The sequence below is a fragment of the Nocardia sichangensis genome, from assembly GCF_047200615.1.
In the GTDB taxonomy this organism is placed as follows: Bacteria; Actinomycetota; Actinomycetes; order Mycobacteriales; family Mycobacteriaceae; genus Nocardia; species Nocardia sichangensis.
The window spans coordinates 244,079-262,467 of the sequence record NZ_JBJZOK010000004.1 but is presented as its reverse complement, the minus strand read 5'-3'; the positions used below and the strand labels follow the sequence as shown (position 1 = coordinate 262,467).

Annotated in this window: 17 protein-coding genes and 1 pseudogene; 10 read left to right on the top strand and 8 right to left on the bottom strand. The window is 67.5% G+C overall.

Features of this window, described 5'->3' with window-relative positions:
• Positions 1-257: 257 nt before the first annotated feature.
• A complete protein-coding gene (locus ACL03I_RS07710; RefSeq protein WP_355074019.1) occupies positions 258-839 on the top strand; it encodes a TetR/AcrR family transcriptional regulator in 582 nt (193 codons plus the stop codon).
• Positions 836-1,672: an alpha/beta fold hydrolase gene (locus ACL03I_RS07705; RefSeq protein ID WP_355074020.1), complete on the top strand. Its 837-nt coding sequence runs from the start codon at positions 836-838 to the stop codon at positions 1,670-1,672. Before ACL03I_RS07710 ends, ACL03I_RS07705 begins: the two co-directional genes overlap by 4 nt.
• Before the next feature lie 335 nt (positions 1,673-2,007).
• On the opposite strand, the gene ACL03I_RS07700 is transcribed toward ACL03I_RS07705, so the two are convergent.
• The 6 genes and pseudogenes from ACL03I_RS07700 to ACL03I_RS07675 form a co-directional block, all read right to left on the bottom strand.
• Positions 2,008-3,438, bottom strand: coding sequence for a S8 family peptidase (locus ACL03I_RS07700; RefSeq protein ID WP_355074022.1), 1,431 nt, complete (start codon positions 3,436-3,438; stop codon positions 2,008-2,010).
• A 44-nt stretch (positions 3,439-3,482) separates the two neighbouring features.
• Positions 3,483-4,079: a DUF308 domain-containing protein gene (locus ACL03I_RS07695; protein ID WP_355074023.1), complete on the bottom strand. Its 597-nt coding sequence runs from the start codon at positions 4,077-4,079 to the stop codon at positions 3,483-3,485.
• A gap of 90 nt (positions 4,080-4,169) precedes the next feature.
• Positions 4,170-4,802, bottom strand: a complete 633-nt coding sequence (locus ACL03I_RS07690) for a maltokinase N-terminal cap-like domain-containing protein (protein ID WP_412805511.1) — start codon at positions 4,800-4,802, stop codon at positions 4,170-4,172.
• A gap of 148 nt (positions 4,803-4,950) precedes the next feature.
• Positions 4,951-5,886, bottom strand: a complete 936-nt coding sequence (locus tag ACL03I_RS07685) for a coiled-coil domain-containing protein (protein WP_412805510.1) — start codon at positions 5,884-5,886, stop codon at positions 4,951-4,953.
• Positions 5,887-6,248: 362 nt separating this feature from the next.
• Positions 6,249-6,404 carry a phosphotransferase gene (locus ACL03I_RS07680; RefSeq protein WP_412805509.1) on the bottom strand — a complete coding sequence of 52 codons (156 nt, stop codon included), beginning with the start codon at positions 6,402-6,404 and terminating at the stop codon, positions 6,249-6,251.
• Positions 6,405-6,994: 590 nt separating this feature from the next.
• Positions 6,995-7,522: pseudogene (locus ACL03I_RS07675) on the bottom strand (YbhB/YbcL family Raf kinase inhibitor-like protein); the annotation flags it as partial.
• An 81-nt stretch (positions 7,523-7,603) separates the two neighbouring features.
• Here ACL03I_RS07675 and ACL03I_RS07670 point away from each other — a divergent pair.
• The 3 genes from ACL03I_RS07670 (at position 7,604) to ACL03I_RS07660 (ending at position 10,642) form a co-directional block, all read left to right on the top strand.
• Positions 7,604-8,278: a GntR family transcriptional regulator gene (locus ACL03I_RS07670; RefSeq protein ID WP_412805508.1), complete on the top strand. Its 675-nt coding sequence runs from the start codon at positions 7,604-7,606 to the stop codon at positions 8,276-8,278.
• Positions 8,279-8,499: 221 nt separating this feature from the next.
• Positions 8,500-9,690: an NAD(P)/FAD-dependent oxidoreductase gene (locus ACL03I_RS07665; protein ID WP_412805507.1), complete on the top strand. Its 1,191-nt coding sequence runs from the start codon at positions 8,500-8,502 to the stop codon at positions 9,688-9,690.
• Positions 9,691-9,700: 10 nt separating this feature from the next.
• Positions 9,701-10,642, top strand: a complete 942-nt coding sequence (locus ACL03I_RS07660) for a sigma-70 family RNA polymerase sigma factor (protein ID WP_364426475.1) — start codon at positions 9,701-9,703, stop codon at positions 10,640-10,642.
• A gap of 166 nt (positions 10,643-10,808) precedes the next feature.
• On the opposite strand, the gene ACL03I_RS07655 is transcribed toward ACL03I_RS07660, so the two are convergent.
• Positions 10,809-12,092, bottom strand: coding sequence for an NADH:flavin oxidoreductase/NADH oxidase family protein (locus tag ACL03I_RS07655; protein ID WP_412805506.1), 1,284 nt, complete (start codon positions 12,090-12,092; stop codon positions 10,809-10,811).
• 61 nt (positions 12,093-12,153) lie between these two features.
• Between ACL03I_RS07655 and ACL03I_RS07650 the strand changes: the two genes are divergently transcribed.
• The gene (locus tag ACL03I_RS07650; RefSeq protein WP_412805505.1) at positions 12,154-12,735 is read left to right on the top strand and encodes a TetR/AcrR family transcriptional regulator; all 582 of its coding nucleotides are present in this window, start codon (positions 12,154-12,156) and stop codon (positions 12,733-12,735) included.
• Between the two features lie 114 nt (positions 12,736-12,849).
• Entirely contained in the window at positions 12,850-13,533 is a 684-nt protein-coding gene (locus ACL03I_RS07645) for a type 1 glutamine amidotransferase domain-containing protein (protein ID WP_412805504.1), read from the top strand.
• Positions 13,534-13,924: 391 nt separating this feature from the next.
• Here ACL03I_RS07645 and ACL03I_RS07640 read toward each other — a convergent pair whose 3' ends face one another.
• Positions 13,925-15,475, bottom strand: a complete 1,551-nt coding sequence (locus ACL03I_RS07640) for a carboxylesterase/lipase family protein (RefSeq protein ID WP_412805503.1) — start codon at positions 15,473-15,475, stop codon at positions 13,925-13,927.
• Between the two features lie 425 nt (positions 15,476-15,900).
• Here ACL03I_RS07640 and ACL03I_RS07635 point away from each other — a divergent pair, with 425 nt between their 5' ends.
• The 3 genes from ACL03I_RS07635 to ACL03I_RS07625 all read left to right on the top strand — a co-directional run bounded on the left by ACL03I_RS07635 (position 15,901) and on the right by ACL03I_RS07625 (position 18,369).
• Positions 15,901-16,161 carry a hypothetical protein gene (locus ACL03I_RS07635; RefSeq protein ID WP_412805502.1) on the top strand — a complete coding sequence of 87 codons (261 nt, stop codon included), beginning with the start codon at positions 15,901-15,903 and terminating at the stop codon, positions 16,159-16,161.
• Positions 16,162-16,401: 240 nt separating this feature from the next.
• Positions 16,402-17,607: a site-specific integrase gene (locus ACL03I_RS07630; protein ID WP_355074040.1), complete on the top strand. Its 1,206-nt coding sequence runs from the start codon at positions 16,402-16,404 to the stop codon at positions 17,605-17,607.
• 312 nt (positions 17,608-17,919) lie between these two features.
• On the top strand, positions 17,920-18,369 hold the full coding sequence (locus tag ACL03I_RS07625; protein WP_412805501.1) for a Tn3 family transposase: 450 nt from the start codon (positions 17,920-17,922) through the stop codon (positions 18,367-18,369).
• Positions 18,370-18,389 lie beyond the last annotated feature (20 nt).

Sequence of the window (18,389 nt, the reverse complement as noted above, 5' to 3'; positions counted from 1 at the left end):
ACGGCCCATGAAATAGAGCTCAGTTATCAGGCTCCGAGCCGCATCGGGTGATACCGCCATGCCCACTCCCAGCGCGAGAATTAGTTGCTTGTGCTACGCAACTATAGCGTGCTTACTTGCGCTAAGCAATTAACCGCTCACAGGTGACCCAGGTGGCCCGCCGCGAACGAGAAGGGCCGAGCCCGCGACGCCGATTGCAAAACCTAAGGGTTCTAGGATAGAAACTAGGAATCCAAGAGCGAGGAGGTGTGCACGTGATGGCCCGAGCGGGACTGACCGCGGATCGGATCACGCGGGCCGCGGCCGATCTCGCCGACGAAATCGGCTTGGAGAACGTCACCATGTCGGCGGTGGCCAAGAAGTTCGGCGTCCAGGACGCCAGCCTGTACTCGCACGTGAAGAATCTGCGAGACCTCCGCGCGCGGGTGTCCGTTCTGGCGGCCACGGAGAAGACCGAACTGATCGCGTCCGCCGTGGCCGGTCGCGCCGGACGTGATGCGCTCGCCGCCTACGCCCACGCCTGGCGGGACTACGCCCTGCGTCACCCCGGCCGCTACGCCGCGACCCAGCTTCCGTTCGATCCCGAAATGACGCCCACCGCGACCGGCGCGCTGCACGCCATCGAGCTGACCTACGGCATGCTGCGCGCCTACGGTCTGGCCGAACCCGACCGGACCGACGCGGTCCGCTTGCTGCGCAGCACATTCCACGGATACAGCGTTCTGGAGGCGACCGGCGGCTTCGGGCACACGCGCTCGACCGCCGAGTCCTGGGAACGCATCATCGACGCCCTGCACGTCGCCCTGGAGCAGTGGCCGACCGACAAGGAGAAATCATGAGATCCGGCACCCTACGAGTCCCGGGAGCCACCCTGTACTACGAGGTCAGCGGCGCCGGGCCGGTGCTGCTGTTGCTGCCGGGCAGCGGAGGCGACGCGGCGGTGTTCGATCCCATCCTCGAGCCACTCGCACAACACTTCACCGTGGTCACCATCGACCCGCGCGGCTACTCGCGCAGTGTGCTCGACCCCGGCCCACCGGCCGACATCGAGGTCGAGGTGCAGAGCGAGGACGCCCACTTGCTCCTCGAGCACCTCACCCCCGAGGACGAGGACGCTTACGTGTTCGGCGGCAGCGGCGGGGCGGTGGTCGCGCTCGACCTGCTCGCCCGGCATCCCGAGCGGTTGCGTCTGGTTATCGCGCACGAGCCGCCCTCCTTCGGGGTGCTGCCCGATGCCGCCGAGCACAAAGCGTTCGTCGACGAGGTGTACGAACTGTTCGTCACCGACGGCCTCGCCGCCGCGGGCGCCCGCTTCCTCGAAGGCATCGGCGGAGGTGTGCGGATGCCCGATCCCGCCGAACTCTCCCCGCGCGCCGCGGCGATGATCGAACGCCTGCACGCCAACGCGCCGCGCAACATGGCGCACGAGTTGCGCACGATCACCTCCCATCTCCCCGACGTCGCGGCCTTGGCGCCGGTCAGCGACCGCCTTGTGCTCGGGGCAGGACGAGAGAGCAAGGGCAAGCTCCCCCACCGTCCCGCGGAAGCGCTCGCCCAGCAGCTGAACATTCCGCTCACCGAATTCCCGGGCGGGCACAGCGGATTCACCGACGCACCTGCCGAATTCGCCGATCTGCTGCTCGACTTGCTGCTCACCGCGCGCGTGGACTGATCAGCGCGGTGCGACCGACCGATTGCGGCTATGCGCGGAGAACCGGCAGCGGGTAAGACGGGCTGTCCACCTCGCCGCCGCTCGGCTTTCCGCTGGTGCTGATGGACGTCACCCGCGTGACGGCGGAGGCGGCCACGCCCGTCGGCCAGTTCGGTCAACGCGGCGGTTCGAACCTTTCTCGCGGACCTGCCGATTCGGCGGCGGAGACCAGCAGGCGATGAGTCGCCGCTCGACTCGGGCCGGATTCCATTTCCATCAACTATCTTATGAGTGGATTGCGGCCTATGGAATCGGTCGGCTGCACACATCGAGTCGAGTATCCCGACCCCGGCGGCCTACCGGGGCAGGATCATCGATTTCAGATCCGGCAGGTTGCCGATGCGCTGGGATGCGGGCCGATCAGCGGCATCGGTTTGCGGTGATCCGGTTTCCCGCAGCCGGGCGCGCACTTCCGCAGGGGTCTTACGTCCGGCCGCCGCCGCACTCATGCCCTGATAGCTGGTAACCGCGCCGACCACGATCGGAGACGCGCTCGAGGTTCCGCTGAACACGTCGGTGTACCAGAGGTCCTCGTCCGGACCGCCTTGCAGGTCGCCGTACCCGGTCGTGGTGACTTCCAGGCCCCAGCCCTGCACGTCGACCCGCTTTCCGTAGTTGGAGAACGGCAAGCGGGAGCGGGCCGTGCCGTTGTCGCGGCCATGGAAGCCGGGTGGGGGTGCGCCGGCTCCGACGATGATCGCACCGGAGTCGGCTTCGCCGCCGCGAAAGGGATTGCGCCACGTGCTCGGGAACTCCGCGGGGCGGGAGTCGTAGATCGCGGCGTCGAGGTCTTCGCCGCCATTGCCTCCCGCCTCCACCACGACGACGCCTTTACCGACCGCGTAGCTGATCGCCGCGAAGTCGTCGGGCCACCATTCGATCGCGATATAGCCGCGCTGATCCGGCCGGTTGGCGTAGGCGAAACGCGGGCCAGGCCGGTGCAGTTCGAGCAGCATCACATCGCCGGGGTTGAGCGCGTCCGCCGCCGAGCGGATCGCGGACGCCGATCCGGACCCGAAGATCGACACCGCGCGGATGTACGCTTCGGGCACGATCCCGGTGATGCCGTAGGCATTCACGTCACCGCTGATCACTCCGGCGACCGCCGTGCCGTGGTCGCGCCAACCCTGCTCCGGTGACGGGGTGCCTCCGATCACCCCACCCTGGTTGACCTGCAAGTCCTCATGGGTGAACCGCCACGCGCCCTCGACATCCACCACTCGCACACCGGTCCCGCGGCCCCCCGGCACCGTCCACGCCCACCGAGCGTCGATCCCCTGCGGGGCGGCATCCAGATATCCTTGCCGCACCGCGAAATCCGGCGTGACCGGCGGGGCCTCGGCGGCGGAACGGCCGGTGATCGCTCGCGCGCCTTCCGGCGCTATCGGCGGCTCGGCGGGCGGTTTCACATATGCCGCCGCCACGTCGTCCGCGGTCCGCAACCGCTCGGCCAGTTCGTCGAGTCGGCCGGTGACACCGCGGACGTAGAAGTAGTTGAGATACTCCGCTCCGGTCTCCAGGCGTGAGGTGCCGGTGAGCCTGCGCTCCAAGCGGTTGGCCGGTCCGAAGATGCGCACCAGTTCGCTCCCGGCCGGAAGTAGTTCCGTCAGACGAGCTTGCGCGCTGTGACTGCCGCTCAGAGCGATCGGCGTGATCGCGGTACCGGCGCCATGGGTGACCACGATGAGTTCCGCGGGCGACCGGAGCTCGGATTGCTGGGATGCCATGGCGCCCAGTCAACCTGGATAGCATCCTGCTCGCCACCTCGAGATCAGCCATCCAAGCGCAAGGTCGGCACCATCCCCGGCAGCGCGACCGTGTCGCGCCGGGAGCCCACGGAGAACAAGGCCTCCAGCGTCCCGATCGCGATCATGCACGATCCGGCCACCCAGCCGAGCGTGTCCGGTGACTCGAACGACACCGAACCGACCAGTAGACCGAGTGCCAGCGTGATCAGCCCGAACAACTCCTGCCGTCCGCGCCCGGGCAGATCATCGACCCAGACCGCCACTGTGGCGTGACAGATCCCGCGGATCGCCCACGCCAATCCGATCCAGAACGACAGCAGCGGAGCCGAATTCCCGCCCGCGAAGCAGAGCACCGCGAGTAGGGCCGACAGCGCCCCACTGACCAGCACCAGCATCCGCAGCGGGGTCACGAAGCGGGCACCGAGCGCCACGACCAGTTGTAGGGCGCTGTTGAGCAATAGGTAGCCGCCGGACAGCAGTTCCGCTGTCGGCAGCGATTTGTGCGGCCACACCGCTAGGGCCACACCCATGATCATCGAGCAGGCACCGGCCACCAGTACCGTCTGCCGGGCTGCCCCGGCCAGTGGTTCCGTACGCCCTTCGACTCCGTTTTCGGGCATAGCTACATGATATGACCAGAGCCGCGGTTAGCGGCTCGTTTGCCCTATCCCGATCCTCGTCGTGCGCGCGGGCACACCGCTCCGTTCGAATTACGCAGTCAGGCTGATGAATACGCCGGTGGCAGTGGTGTCGTCGAGCCGCCACCACGCGTCGACCCGACCGGCAACCGCCGACTCCGCAGGCGAGACCGGCACTTGCAGAAGGCGATGGATACGAAGGATCCGATCGCCCACCGGGATGTCGGTGTAGAACAATCCATCCCGAGCTGGACCGAAACCTCCTGCGAGAGAGAGCGTGTCCGCGACGTGTACCGTGACCGAGGGGTCCGGCGTGTCGCTCTCGCTTTGGGCCTGAGGCCGCGCGTTCCCGATGAGCGCGGAGATGATCTGGGCCACCGCGACCGGGTCACGGGTGGCGTCGTACACCCACCGGGTGCCGAGGACACCGTGTTCGGAAGTGCCCACAAGCGCCTCGGCGGCGTCCGGCAGCGGTGCGCCCCGGTAGGTCAGCGGCACGTGATAGGTGTGCGGCTGCGCACCGGAGTGATCGGTGATCACCACGAATTCGATACCGACTTCCCCGTCCGGGTCATCGAGCCGGAAACCACCGGCTTTGTGCAGATCCGCTGGTTTTTCACCGCGGTACCACGCGCGGCCGGGCAGCCACGAGGTCAGCAGTTCCATCTTCGTGGGAACCATGGTGGTCCGATGGATGACGGCCATGCTCGACTCCTCCTCCACGTCGCACACCGAGATGCACCGAGATGCACCGAGATGCACCGAGATGCACCGAGATGCACCGAGATGCACCGAGATGCACCGAGATGCACCGAGATGCACCGAGAGCCTAGTACGGAAGCCCTACGCCCGCTCAGGCGTCGTCGCGCCGGTCGGACTCGGTAACGGGTGATTTGCGGCGAGCTTCGGCGAGGAGTTCGTCGAGCTGGGCTTCGGCGCGTTCGGCGCGCGCGAGGGTCTGCACGCGAGCTTCGTCCAGCGCTTCGAGCCGCTGAGCGGCTTCCGCGCGCGCCTTGTCGACAGTCGCGGCGGCCTCTGCGCGGACGGCGGCCAGTTCGGCGGCCGCGGCGCGACGGGTTTCGGCGAGTTCGGCGCGGGTGGTGTCGAGTTCGGCGCGTACTCGGCGCCATTCGGCTCGCGCTTCGTCGGCGGCTTCGGCGCGCTCCGCGGCGGCGCGCTCGGCTCGTTCGGCCGCTCGTTCGGCGTCCGCCGCGCGCTGCACGGCGAGATCGCGCTCGGAATGGGCGGCCGCGACCAGGGCTTCCGCCTCACGCCGGGCGTGTGCGATGTCGGTCTCCGCGCGACGCTCGCCGCGCTCGACTTGTTCGGCGGCTTGCTTTTCGATGCGTTCGATCTGTTCGGCGGACTCGCGGCGCACGGTGCGGACTTCGGCTTCCGCTGCGCTGCGTGCGGCGAACACGTCATCGGCCGCCTGCTTGGTGACGCGTTCGACCTCACGCAGCGCGTCGTCGCGGGCCGAATTCGCCTCGGCGACCAGCCCTTCGGCGTGTTCGGCGGCGCCGGCCGCGTCGTCGGCGGCGGATTCGGCGAGTTCCCTCGCCTCCTGCGCCTCCCGCCGCGCCTGCTCGGCCACTACCGCCGCGCCTTCCGCCTCGGCGATCCGCCGCGCCGCGTCCACCTGAACCGCCTGCACCTGGGCTTCCGCGACCGCCGGGTCGGCCAGCGTGGACAACTCCGCGACCGCGGCGTTCAGCGTGGTGTTCAACTGCTCGGCGAGTCCCCGGAATTGGGTGAGCAGTTCATCGGCCCGCAATCGCGCAACGGTCACCGGCCCCGGCTGCGTCACAGTGACGGCAGTGGCCGCAGTCTCGGCCTCCTGCTGTTGCCGTTGCCGCTCGCGCCACGCACGCCAGCGCGTGTGATCGGGCCGGTCGCAGTACTCCGAGGGACGACCGGGTCCTGCTCCGCTCGGAATCGGGCGCGTACAGCCCGGATAGTTGCACACCTTCGACACGGCCAGATCGTAGCGTTCGATTCTGCGCAACCTCGCTTCCCCACCGAGGACGTACCACGCACTTCAGGCAGTGCGGCGGCCGTCCTGGCTCAGTAAATACGAGGTCAACGACCAGCGTGAGCTGACCAGCGACCCTATCCGCCGCGCGGCCGAAAGGATTGGAGGCGCTCACGCGCTCACGTCACGTTTCGGCACCGGCTGGCCGCAGTAGCGGAGTAGGCATCGAAGAACCGCGTGGACTTGCCCACCGGCAGAATCAGCCATGCAGCAGCCAGATCCGTAGCCGGATCGCCAGCGCCCAGCTCGCCGAAATCGAGCACGCCGGAGAGCATGCTTTCGCGGACAACGACTTCCAGTTCTGCGCCGGATGTTTGCCCTGCCGCGGTCGAGGACGGTGCCCCACACCGGCCGGGTCCGGCGGTCCCGGTGGTCAGAGGCCGGCTCGGCGGCGGACGGTGCGCTCGAGGATCCCGAGGGTGGCTTTGAGGGAGGACCGGGGAACCACCGGGAAGCTGAGCCGCTGCTTCCATTTCTCATCGATCTGTGACCAGTCGCAATACGACGTGACGAGGGTGCCGCCCTCGGCCGGTGCCAACCGGTAGCCGTAGATGTGGCCGAATCGGCGGCCACCGGTTTCGACTGTCCAGGCGATCTCCTCGTCCGGAACGAGCCTGGTGATGACGACCTCGACGTCGTACCTGCCCAGGGGAACGTCCCCGAGGGCCTCGCGATCCATGTGGACCAGGAATCGGTCGCCGGGACGCTCGACCGGCTTCCCTTCGGCGTCGATCAGCATTCCCGATGCGTCGATGTCCACGTGCCCTTTCGGGTCGGTCAGCACCGCGAAGACGGCATCGGGGGATGCGGGGATGAGCCGGGAGACCTCGACCCGTTCGGCGTCTGCCGGTTTCCCTTCGGCAGGCGGCGTTTCCGCAGTGGCGATGAGAACCGCCCTGCCGAGGATGTGCGAGGTCATGGCGAAGCCGAGCAGGGCCGGGGTGGAATCGACCGGCACGCCGATGGATTCGACGTCGAGGGCATGCACCACGACCAAATATCGGTGTGGTCCGTGCCCCGGCGGAGGGGCCACGCCGCTGAACCTGGCCGCGCGGGCGTCGTTGGGCAGTTGGAAGGAGCCGGTCGGCAGACCCGCCCCCGTGTCGTCGCCGGCACCCTCGGGCAACTCGGTCACGGTGGCCGGGATGTCGGCGACCGCCCAGTGCCAGAATCCCGACCCGGTCGGAGCGTCGGGGTCGTAGACGGTGACGGCGTAGCTCGCCGTGCCTTCCGGCGCGCCGCTCCAGGACAGCTGCGGGGAGACGTCCTTCCCGCCGGGAACGCCGGAGGAGAACTGCGCGGGCGACCAAGCGCCGCCGTTGGTGACCGTGGTGCTGGTGACGGTGAAGGAGGCCGCCTCGGGGAGGCGGGCGAAGGGGTCGTTGGCGCTCATCGGTGTCTTCTTTCCGTTCATCTACCGACATCCACGGTACAAAAATAATCGATTATTCTCTAGATGATCTATCATCTGAGTATGCATCGGACATCGCGCACTCCGGACTCACCCGGAAAGAAGATGCTCTCCGAGCAGGTCTACGCGCACCTACGGGGCGCGATCATGCGCGGAGAATACGCTCCCGGTCAGGCCCTCAAGCCGCAGGATCTGGCAAAGAAGATGGACGTGAGCCTTGCCGTCGTCCGCGAGGCGCTGGTGCGGGTGGTCGGCGAGGGCCTCGCCGACCGGCTACCCAACCGCGGCTTCGCCGTTCCCGCCTTCTCCGACCGCCGATGGCAGGAGATCGCGGAGGCCCGCCGGACTATCGAGCCAGTCCTCTTGCGTATGTCCATCGAGCGCGGCGACCTGGACTGGGAGGCTCGCGTGCGAGCCGCCCACCACCGCTTGGCCGGCACTCCGGTGTACCTACCGGGAGATGGCGAACACTACAGCGAGGCATGGTCCGAATCACACCGGCTCTTTCATCGCGCCCTGGTCGAGGGCTGCGGTAACCCAGTCCTACTGGAGACCTTCGACCGGCTGTGGACCGCCAGCGAGCTGACCCGCCGCTGGTCGACCCGCCGCAACCCCGACCGCGACGGCGTCGAAGAACACCGCCGACTGGAAGAGGCGGCACTGGCCCGTGACGCCGACGCCGCAGCCGACGCATTGGCCCGGCACCTCACCCTGACTGCCGCCGGACTGGAACCGTGATCGGTGAGGCCGGAGTGCCGGACGGGCGCAGTCCGTCCCCGGTGGGGCCGCCGGGGACGCGGACAGCATCAGCAGCTTCCTTCGGCGAATGGATCGCCTTCTCCGCCTGACAGCCGTGAGGTCATGCGAGTTTCGGGAGTGAGCCACGTCACTGGTCGATGCTGTCAGGGATTGGGGAGCTGTCTCGTTCAGGGAGCACGCGAACCAGACAGGAGCGAACCATGAAGCACCGCATCGTCGTCCTCGGGGCCGGATACGCCGGAGCCTTCTCCGCCGGATACCTGGCGCGCCAACTCCATTCCGACGACTTCGAGATCACCGTCGTCAACGCCGAACCCGATTTCGTCGAGCGGCTGCGCCTGCATCAGCTCGCGGCCGGGCAGGATCTCCGCTACCGGCCGCTGGCGGAGATGTTCGCGGGTACCGGCATCCAGCTGCGACTGGTGCGGGTAACCGACGTCGACGTCGAGCACCGGAGTGTCACAGTCGCCGACGCCGAGGGCGTCGAGCCGCTCGGATACGACACCCTCCTCTACGCGCTCGGCAGCGCTGCCGCCGACCACGGCGTTCCGGGCGTCCACGAGCACGCCTTCCCCGTGGCCGCGCGGCCGTCCGCGCTGCGCCTGCGTGCACGCCTGGACGAGCTGGGCGGGGACGGGAAGGTGCTGGTAGTCGGCGGCAATCTGACCGCGATCGAGACCGCCACCGAGATCGCCGAATCACGCCCAGGCCTTCGGGTCGGCCTGGCCACCAGCGGCGAACTGGGCGGCTGGCTGGGCACGAAGGCTCGCCGTCACCTGCTGCGCGCCTTCGACAGGTTCGATATCACGGTCCACCAGCACACCACCATCGAGCGCGTCGAGGAGGCGGCAGCGGTCGCCGCCGACGGCACCGCTTTCGCCTCCGACGCGACCGTGTGGGCCGCAGGCTTCGCCGTCCATCCGATCGCCGCCGCCAGCGGCCTCGAGGTGGTGGCCAACGGCCAGGTCACGGTCGACCGTCAGATGCGGTCGGTCTCCCACCCGGACGTCTACGTCGCCGGTGACAGCGTCTTCGTCATCGGTGACAACGGTCGGCCGTTGCCGATGTCCTGCGCTTCCGCGGGATTCACCAGCATGCAGGCGACCGCCGCGATCATCGGGGACCGGACCGGGCGCAAGGTCTCGACGACCTCGCTGGCGTATGTCGGCAACCACATCAGTCTGGGCCGCAAGGACGGGATCTTCCAGCTGGTCGACGGTGACGCACGTGCGAAGTCGTGGGCCCTGTGCGGCGGGACGGCCGCGCGCGTCAAGTCGGCGATCCTTCGGACTGCCGCCTGGAGCGTGAGCCACCCGACCTTCGGAAAGCCGAGTCGCCACTATCGCTCGGCCACCACCGCAGAGCACTCGCCCCACGTGGTCGCCGCATAGGGTCGTGCTCATGGACACTGCCACCGTGGCGCGTTTCGAGGCCAGCCGCAATCGGCTGGCCTCCCTCGCCTACCGTCTGCTCGGCTCGGCCGCCGATGCCGAGGACACGGTGCAGGACGCGTTCCTGCGGTGGCAGGCCGCCGACCAGGAGTACGTCGATGTGCCCGAGGCATGGCTGACCAAGATCGTCACCAATCTGGCGCTCGACCGGCTCCGTTCGGCGAAGGTGCGCCGCGAACGCGCGGTCGGCGCCTGGATGCCCGAACCGCTCCTCGACGGTGACCCGATGCTGGGTCCGGCCGACACCGTCGAGCAGCGCGAATCGGTGACCCTGGCGGTGCTCACGCTCATGGAGCGTCTGTCGCCGATCGAACGGGCCGTCTACGTGCTACGCGAGGCCTTCGCCTACAGCCACGCCGAGATCGCCGAGATTCTCGGCATCACCGAGGCCGGCAGTCAGCAACACACCCACCGAGCCCGGCGCCGAATCGCCGCCGCGGGCAACGGCACCGACGTCGACCGAGCCGCGGCGCGCCGAATCGTCGAGGCGTTCGTCGACGCCGCCTCCTCGGGCCGGACCGAACGGCTGCTGGCGCTGCTGACCGACGACGCGACCGGCATCTCCGACGGCGCCGGGCTGGGGCTGGCCGAGAAGCTGATCCGGTACTCGACCCCGCAGCGGATCGCCGGCGTGGTGCGGGCCGGCTTCAAACCGTCTCCGGCCAAGCGGAGACTCGCCGGCGGCTCGCCCTCGATCCATGCCGCCGTGGTCAACGGCTGCCCGGCCATGCTCGCCACGCTCGACGACCGCGTCGTGGGCGTGGTGATCCTGGAGATGCGTGACGACAAGATCGCAGGCGTTCGCGCCATCGCCGCGCCGGACCGACTCGGTCGCCTCACCGAAGAATGGCAGCGGCAGGAGCATGCCGCCCCGCTGATCGAATCGTGGTAAGCGGCTGTCCGACAGTCGATTTCATGTTCGCCAGTGGCCACTGACGCGTTGGTGGATCTGTTCGAGCTGATGCGCAAGATCAACACGGGGCGGATCGGCGGGTGGAACAGGAGATTGCCGAAGGCATGGGGATGCGATCGATTTGCCGGGAAAGGGGCCGATGGCCTTACGCGGCACGGTTGTTCAGCCAGGTGCGGTAGCGGCGCAGTGCGCGACGCTGGAGCACGGTCTCGTGGAGGAGAGCGACCTTGGGGTTGATCCCGGGACGCGCGCGCCGTCCGGCGCCGAGGCGGCGAAGCTGTTGTCGCACTCGGGCCATGCTCGCGGCGGACGCGACAGCCTTGTCCTTGATCTCCACGGGTGTGAGTTCGACCTTGGCGTCAGCGTCGCGGCGCCACCGGTTCGGCAGGTCAGGGTCGACGGCCAGCGCGCTGCCCATGCCGACGAGATCGATGCCGCCGGCCAGGACCTCCTCGGCCACCGGCCGCCGGAGGACACCTCCGGTCAGCATCAGTGGCAGCGGGCTGGTTGTCGCGAGTTCTTCGGCGAGAGAGAGGAAGTAGGCCTCGCGGGCTCGGGTCCGCTGGTCACTGGCTTGGCCGGTCATGGCAGGGGCCTCGTAGCTGCCCCCGGAGAGCTCGACGAGGTCGACGCCGAGCGGGGCCAGCATCGCGAGCACGGTCGCGGCGTCGTCAGCATCGAAGCCGCCGCGCTGGAAGTCGGCGGAGTTGAGTTTGACCGCGACAGCGAAGCCGGAAGCGACCGCGGCCCGCACCGCACGCACGATATCGAGCAGCAGCCGGGCCCGATTCTCCAGGCTGCCGCCCCACTGGTCGGTGCGCCGGTTGGTCAGCGGCGAGAGAAACTGCGACAGCAGATAGCCGTGGGCGGCATGGATCTCCACACCGTCGAACCCAGCCTCCTCGGCCCGACGCGCCGTCTCGGCGAAGCGCTGCACGGTTTCCTCGATCTGCCGCGGGGTCATCTCGACCGGGTCGGCGAATCGCTTGCTGTTCTTGCCGACATCGACACGGATCGCCGACGGCGCCCACGCGACGCCGGGCATGTCCGCGCGCACCTGCCGGCCGGGATGGTTGATCTGCATCCACACCCGCGCGCCGCCGCTCTTCGCGGCGACGGCCCACCGTCGGAACGGTTCCAGCGGCGACTCCGCGTCCAGGACGACTCCGCCCGGCCCGGTGAGCGCCTCGGCGTGGACCATGACATTGCCGGTGATGATCAGTCCGACCCCGCCTCGACTCCAACGTCGATAGAGCCGGAACAGGGACTCGTCGGGGAGTTGACCGGATGCGGCCATGTTCTCCTCCATAGCGGCCTTGGCCAGCCGGTTGGCGACCACGGAGCCGTTCGGGAGGGTGAACGGCGCGAAGACCGGTGAAGTCCGCTCCGCGCCGCCTGACCTCGCAGGGATGGGGGCTGTTGATGGCATCGCCGCTCCTGAATGCGGTAAGTTTACATTGCTAACATGAGCCTAGAAAGGGATGTAAGCGATGTCAACTTCGGCGAAAAGGAGTGGCTACCATCACGGCAACCTCAGGGCGTCGCTACTGACGGCGGCGATGCACCTACTCGAAGTCGGCGAACCGTTCTCGCTGCGTGCCATCGCTCGCGAGGCAGGCGTGTCGCCGACCGCGCCCTATCGACACTTCGCCGACCGCGACGCCCTGGAGTCCGCGCTGGCCGTGCAGGGCTTACGTGACCTGAAGGCGGACCTGAGCGACGGACGCGAGCTCCCGGCATCGGCGGCGGGGCTCGGCGAGCTGGCGGTCGCCTATGTCGAGTTCGCCCTGCGCCGGCCGGCGTTGTTTCGCCTGATGTTCGGCAACGCCTGCGACGAGGGCAACGAGGAGCGGGTCCAGGCGGCAGCGGAAATCCACGATCTCGTACAACTCGCGATGAAGCAGGTCTTCCCGGACGGCGACCCCCAGGCGCTGGCCTCGGCATGGTGGGCGCTGGCCCATGGCATGGCATACCTACACCTGGACGGCAAGCTCCCGGCGGAGTCGAGCCACGAAGTGGCCGATCGAGTGCGCGCCGCGTTCGCCGCGATCCTTTCCGCGCGCACACAGTAGGCCGGCGCCGCCCAGAGTGTGCCCACTCACACCGACACAGGTGTTGACAGTGCTTACATCCCGCCCTAGCCTCGCTAATGTGCGCAATGTAAACATTCAGGAGGATGACCAACCATGAGCAAACGCATCTTGAACGTCGTCACCAACGTCGGCCACTACGACGACCCGTCCCACCCGACCGGTTTGTGGTTGTCCGAGCTCACCCACGCCTGGCAGGTCTTCGAAGAGCACGGATTCGAGCAGACCATCATCAGCCCGGCGGGCGGCCCCGCTCCCCTCGAACCGCGGTCACTGAAGTTCCCCAACTACGACAAGACCGCGAAAGCCTGGCGTGCCGATCCGGCACGGATGGCGCTGCTGGAGAACACCGTCAGCCCCGACCGGATCGACTCGGCCGACTACGACGCCATCTATTTCACCGGCGGGCATGCGGTGATGTACGACTTCCCCGACAGCGAGGGCCTGCAGCGCATCACCCGGGAGATCTACGAGCGCGGCGGCATCGTCTCCTCGGTCTGCCACGGCTACTGCGGCCTGCTCAACACCAAGCTCTCCGACGGGTCCCACCTTGTCGCCGGTCGCAGGGTGACCGGGTTTGCCTGGCAGGAGGAAGTCCTTATCCGCGTAGACAAGCTCGTGCCCTACAACGCCGAGGACGAGATGAAAAAGCGCGGCGCCCGCTACGAGAAAGGCAAGCTGCCGTTCCTCTCCTACGCCGTGGTCGACGGCAACCTCGTGACCGGCCAGAACCCCGGATCAGCCAAGGAGACGGCGAAGAAGGTCGCCGCCCTGCTGTGACCCCTCCGCACCGGCGTCCGACCCTAAGTGGATGGCCCACGCGCCGCCGAGCCGGGCGGACATCTACCGCTGCCCCGCCTGCCGTACGAACGATTGTTCCTCGGCCCGTGACAAGCAGGTGTAGTCCACCGCTGGATACAGGGCTTCACGCACGACAGCGTCGGGGTGACCCACGGCTGCGGTTCGATGCAGCTCTGCTGGACGGTTGCGCTGCCCCTGAAACGACGGGATCGACCGGATCGGCGCCACCCGCTCGGACGCCACCGCCGTGGCGTCCGGCAGAAGCGACGGACCTCTCCAGCCTCTGGATCGACGAAGCCGACTTCGAACCCTCGAACTGGCTCCGCCGCTACCCCGCTTGGCACCAGGGGCAGACCATGCCCCTGGCTGGTCACCGACCACCTCCCGCTCCGACGCTTTGGCATAGGTCCAGGGAGTCGAACCGGTGTGTATGCCAGATAAGGCGTGAGCGTTCCTCGGGATAAGGCTGGGTAGTCGGCTGGGCGCTGTAGACACGAGTGGATCGGCTTCCCGGATCGTAGGACGCCCAGCCAGGGTTTCCGGTGGTCGCGAAATGCACCCAGTCGCTGCGCATTTGATAGGAGACCTCCAGGACCTCATTCGCGGCGTTCGGGTAGGCCAAGGGGTGGCCACGCACCTCGTCGGCGCTGAGCGTGCCGAACACAAGCAGCATGTCGAGGCTGTGCGAGGCACCCTGATCCCGGCGGAAGCTCCAGCACAGTTCATAGAGCCACACGGGTCCATGCCCGGCGTATTGGGCATCGGCGAGATGCAGGCTCGGCATCCGAAGCAGCCAGTCGGAGTTGACGAGCTCATACAGCTGTTCAGGGGCGGCCTCCGGGTAGGCGGCGCGGTATCCGCCGCTGCTGTCCGAGACGGGCGCGAGACGTTCGAGTGCGGCGGTCGCCTGCTCATCGGTCATCTCTGTGCCGCGCCGGGCGTTGAACAGCGAGTACTCGTCACGGGTGTGTCCAATGAGCAGATCGATACCCCGCGCGGCACCGTTGGCGAGCGAATGCCACGGCGCAGCAGGCAGTACGACGCCATCGACAACCGGTGAGAACGGCGTAGGCGTCAGCGCCGTGGGTCCCCACGATTCGACGAATTCGGGCATCTTCCGAATCACCGCGTCGGTCGCCTCGATCAGCGCACGCGGCGGGATACCGGCGAGCTCATCGACGGTGGCGCGCACACCGAGTTCCGCGGCGATCGTCGCGGAGATCGCGCCGGCGAGCCGTGGGGAGAAGTACGTGCCCGGCAGGCTCTGCGATATCGCACGACGAAACAGCCCCGCTGCCATGGGCATAGCGAGCAGCGCCGCGACAGAACCAGCCCCTGCGGACTGGCCGAACACAGTGACGTTGCCGGGATCGCCGCCGAACGCGGCGATATTGTCCTGTACCCACCGCAAGGCTGCGATCTGGTCGAGAATGCCGCGGTTGTCCGGGGCTCCGGCGATGTGGGCGAAACCTTCTACGCCCACTCGATAGTTCATGCTGACCATCACCACACCGCACGCGGCGAGAGTCGCACCGTCCTGGTGCGGGTTGCTGGCGGCGCCCTCGAGGTATCGGCCCCCGTGAATCCACACCATCACCGGCAGCCGGGCGGTACCAGGCTCGGGTGACCAGACGTTGAGCGTCAAACAGTCCGCGGAATCATCATCGGTACTGCCGGACACCGACGACATCACCGAACCTCGATGGCTCGTCTGGGGAACCGGTGGACCGAACTCCAGCGCGTCGCGGACACCATCCCACCGCTGTACTGCAACGGGAGCCGCGAACCGACGCGCGCCGAATGGTGACTCGGCGAAGGGGATGCCCCGGAAGATCGCGACTGCGTTCTCCCACCTGCCGCGCACAATCCCCGCAGTCGTTCGGATCTCTGGTTCGAAACTCCCCCAACCTTCAACGCGCACATCAGAACCCCCGCCAGTCACGCCCACCCCGTCCATGCCGTTCGTCGACGCCAGATCGCGGGTGATCATGCCACAGTGGCCGAGAATTTCGAGACATTGGCCAGATACACATTTACGGTCGTCAGATTCACTGATACTTGGCCAGTTTCATTGAGACGGGACACTCCAGGTCCAGTCGTCTCCGAAATCAGCCCTCCAGTTCTGACCTCCGATAAGTGAACCTTATCGGCGGTCAGGACGACGCTTCATGTCCGGCTACCGTTGTGATAATTACGTTTCGTAGCGTTAGTAGTGACGTAACTAAACCGCCACGAAAAGAGCGAAAAACTGGGTACCCCCTCTGCTGACTTCAAATGTCAGTTCTCATCTGATCTGCCGGGATAGGTGATAACCGAAGTGGCTTGCCTGTCGGGACGGGCCGAAGGATGCCCTCTGCCCAAAGCCGTATCCCCCGCGAGCTTCGTGAGGACGTCGGCCGTGTCGCTCGCAACGCCGAGGTGACCCTGGAGCAGATCGCCGCCGATTTCGGGATCCACCCGGTGACGCTGGCGAAATGGATGCGCCAGGCCGACGTCGAGGAGGGAACCGAGCCGGTGTCCGGCGGCATCCTGCATACCGATCGCGGATCGCAAGCCCGGCCGATTCCGCAGCCGAAAGTTCGCACGCCCCGACTCTTCACGGCATGACCGGATCGGTGGGCCGCGTCGGCGCGGCCGGTGACAACACCTGATCGAACGGACCTATAACGTCACTGTGACGCATGGTGTTTCCGTGCGTCAGCGCGCACCGGACGGCACTAGCGCAGGCGAATTGTCACTCGACAGACTCCGCAAGTGCCGCCGCTTCGGTGCCGTAGGCTGGCATTCCTGCGCCGAAAGTCGTGGCGCGAACGAGTCCGTCATCGTTAGGAACGCGGGAGCCGAACCATGGACGATCGATCCAGTGTGGTCGCGGTTCCGGAGTCGGTGCGCACCGAGTTGCGCCGTGGGGTGCGCAGCGTGCTGGTCGATGCGGCGGCACTGCGGCTGGTGCGTGACCGTTTCGATGACGATCAAGCCGGATCGCTGCGACGGTATCTCGAAGCGTCGCAGTCGGCGAACACGCTGCGCGCTTATCGGGCCGACTGGGTGGCGTGGTCGGCGTGGTGTGCCACCGAGGGGCGTCAGGCATTGCCTGCCGACGCGCTCGACGTGGCCGTCTATCTCGCGGCGGCGGCCGACGCCCGCCGCGCCGGCGGCGAATGGGCCTTCAGTCCCGCGACTTTGGAACGCAAGTCGGCCGCGATCGCCGCGGTGCACGCGGCCAACGGCCTGCCGTCACCGACTCGATCCGATGTGGTGCGCCTGACGCTGCGCGGCATCCGCCGCACCCGGCGGGCGCAACCCCGACGCAAACGCCCTGTCCTGCTGCACACTCTCGATCAACTGCTGGGCGGACTACCCGAACCGGGCTGGCCCGCCGAACCCGCCCGGCGCCGGGATTCGCTCGTGCTGCTCGTCGGTTTCGCCGGCGCCCTTCGCCGCAGTGAACTGGCCGGTCTGCGCATCGGGGACGTCGAAGTCGGTCTCGACCACACGACCGGCGAACCGATTCTGTTGATCCGGCTGCCCGCGACGAAGACCGACCCTACCGGCGCGGCCGAACAGCGCGTGGCGCTCCCCCGTGGCCGCCGTCCCGCGACCTGCCCGGTCTGCGCCCTCGCCGACTGGCTACGCCTACGCGAAACACACGCCGCTGCGGGGACTATCGGTGTCCGGTCCTGGCTCGCCGACCTTCCCGCGAGATCGGCCGACATCCACCGTTGCCACGGCTTCACCGGCACCACGCTCACCGACGCGGATCTACCTCTCTTCCCCACCGTCAACCGGCACGGCGCGATCGGCGACCGCGCCATGTCCGGGCGGGCGGTCGCCGAACTTGTCAAGCGTTATGCCGCCAGGGCCGGGCTGGACCCCGATCTGTTCTCCGGGCATTCGCTGCGCGCCGGCTTCGCCACACAGGCCGCGCTCGGCGGCGCCAGCGACCGCGAGATCATGCGTCAGGGACGCTGGACCAACCCGCGCACCGTTCACGGCTACATCCGCACCGCCAACCCCCTGGAAGACAACGCGGTGACCAAGCTCGGATTGTGAGCCCGGAATCAGGATGAATCGCATTGAATGCAACACCGCATTCTCGCGATGAAGGCTGCGACGCACATCGAGAGCAATTGCCACCCTCGCGGGTCACCGCGAAAATCGCGCCCTTGACTACATTTTCCGGCCGTGCACGGGTCCACCTGCCTCGGCGTGCCGGTAAGGATCGTGTCACCTGGTACATGAAGCTGTCGTAAAAGCCCCGCCGAGGATCTGCCGGCCGACTTCGAGGAACGCCGCATTTCGCACTACGAGAAGCTGGGCAAAGCCCTGGATCCGACGAAATTCATCAATGACCTGCGCGAGGAGATGCGCGCCGAACTCGACGCCCTGCACACCGCACTGCCGCACTGTCCCTGGTTGGAGATCAAGGAGCGCCGGCAGGGCGCCATCAAGCTGCTAGGGCTACCCAAGGCGCTGGAGCCGCGCTACCGAAGTCGTGAATTGCAGCGGGAGATCAACAGCGGCCTGAACGTGGTCGAGTCCTGGAACAGTGCCAACTCGGTCATCTACTACGGCAAGACCTCCGAGATCGCGTCCAACCGGCGCGACGAGCAGGAGATGAGTGTGCTGCGCCTGCTCATCTGCCAGGCCGCCCTGGTCTACGTGAATGTCCAAGACGTTCTCGCCGATCCGGACTGGGACGGCGTACTTACCGCCGAGGACGAGCGCGGCCTGACCCCGCTGTTCTGGTCGCATGTACTGCCGTACGGCGAGGTCGAACTCAACATGACTACCCGCCTTGCTCTCGGCGGATGACTCCGACTCACTCCATCGAG

Bases quoted from the DNA above. Each gene is read 5' to 3' on its own strand.
- ACL03I_RS07680 (WP_412805509.1), bottom strand. From the start codon at position 6,404: ATGCTCTCCGGCGTGCTCGATTTCGGCGAGCTGGGCGCTGGCGATCCG.
- ACL03I_RS07710 (WP_355074019.1), top strand. From the start codon at position 258: ATGGCCCGAGCGGGACTGACCGCGGATCGGATCACGCGGGCCGCGGCC.
- ACL03I_RS07655 (WP_412805506.1), bottom strand. From the start codon at position 12,092: ATGCCATCAACAGCCCCCATCCCTGCGAGGTCAGGCGGCGCGGAGCGG.
- ACL03I_RS07645 (WP_412805504.1), top strand. From the start codon at position 12,850: ATGAGCAAACGCATCTTGAACGTCGTCACCAACGTCGGCCACTACGAC.
- ACL03I_RS07695 (WP_355074023.1), bottom strand. From the start codon at position 4,079: ATGCCCGAAAACGGAGTCGAAGGGCGTACGGAACCACTGGCCGGGGCA.
- ACL03I_RS07625 (WP_412805501.1), top strand. From the start codon at position 17,920: ATGCGCGCCGAACTCGACGCCCTGCACACCGCACTGCCGCACTGTCCC.
- ACL03I_RS07650 (WP_412805505.1), top strand. From the start codon at position 12,154: ATGTCAACTTCGGCGAAAAGGAGTGGCTACCATCACGGCAACCTCAGG.
- ACL03I_RS07665 (WP_412805507.1), top strand. From the start codon at position 8,500: ATGAAGCACCGCATCGTCGTCCTCGGGGCCGGATACGCCGGAGCCTTC.
- ACL03I_RS07635 (WP_412805502.1), top strand. From the start codon at position 15,901: ATGCCCTCTGCCCAAAGCCGTATCCCCCGCGAGCTTCGTGAGGACGTC.
- ACL03I_RS07670 (WP_412805508.1), top strand. From the start codon at position 7,604: ATGCATCGGACATCGCGCACTCCGGACTCACCCGGAAAGAAGATGCTC.
- ACL03I_RS07690 (WP_412805511.1), bottom strand. From the start codon at position 4,802: ATGGCCGTCATCCATCGGACCACCATGGTTCCCACGAAGATGGAACTG.
- ACL03I_RS07630 (WP_355074040.1), top strand. From the start codon at position 16,402: ATGGACGATCGATCCAGTGTGGTCGCGGTTCCGGAGTCGGTGCGCACC.
- ACL03I_RS07700 (WP_355074022.1), bottom strand. From the start codon at position 3,438: ATGGCATCCCAGCAATCCGAGCTCCGGTCGCCCGCGGAACTCATCGTG.
- ACL03I_RS07660 (WP_364426475.1), top strand. From the start codon at position 9,701: ATGGACACTGCCACCGTGGCGCGTTTCGAGGCCAGCCGCAATCGGCTG.
- ACL03I_RS07705 (WP_355074020.1), top strand. From the start codon at position 836: ATGAGATCCGGCACCCTACGAGTCCCGGGAGCCACCCTGTACTACGAG.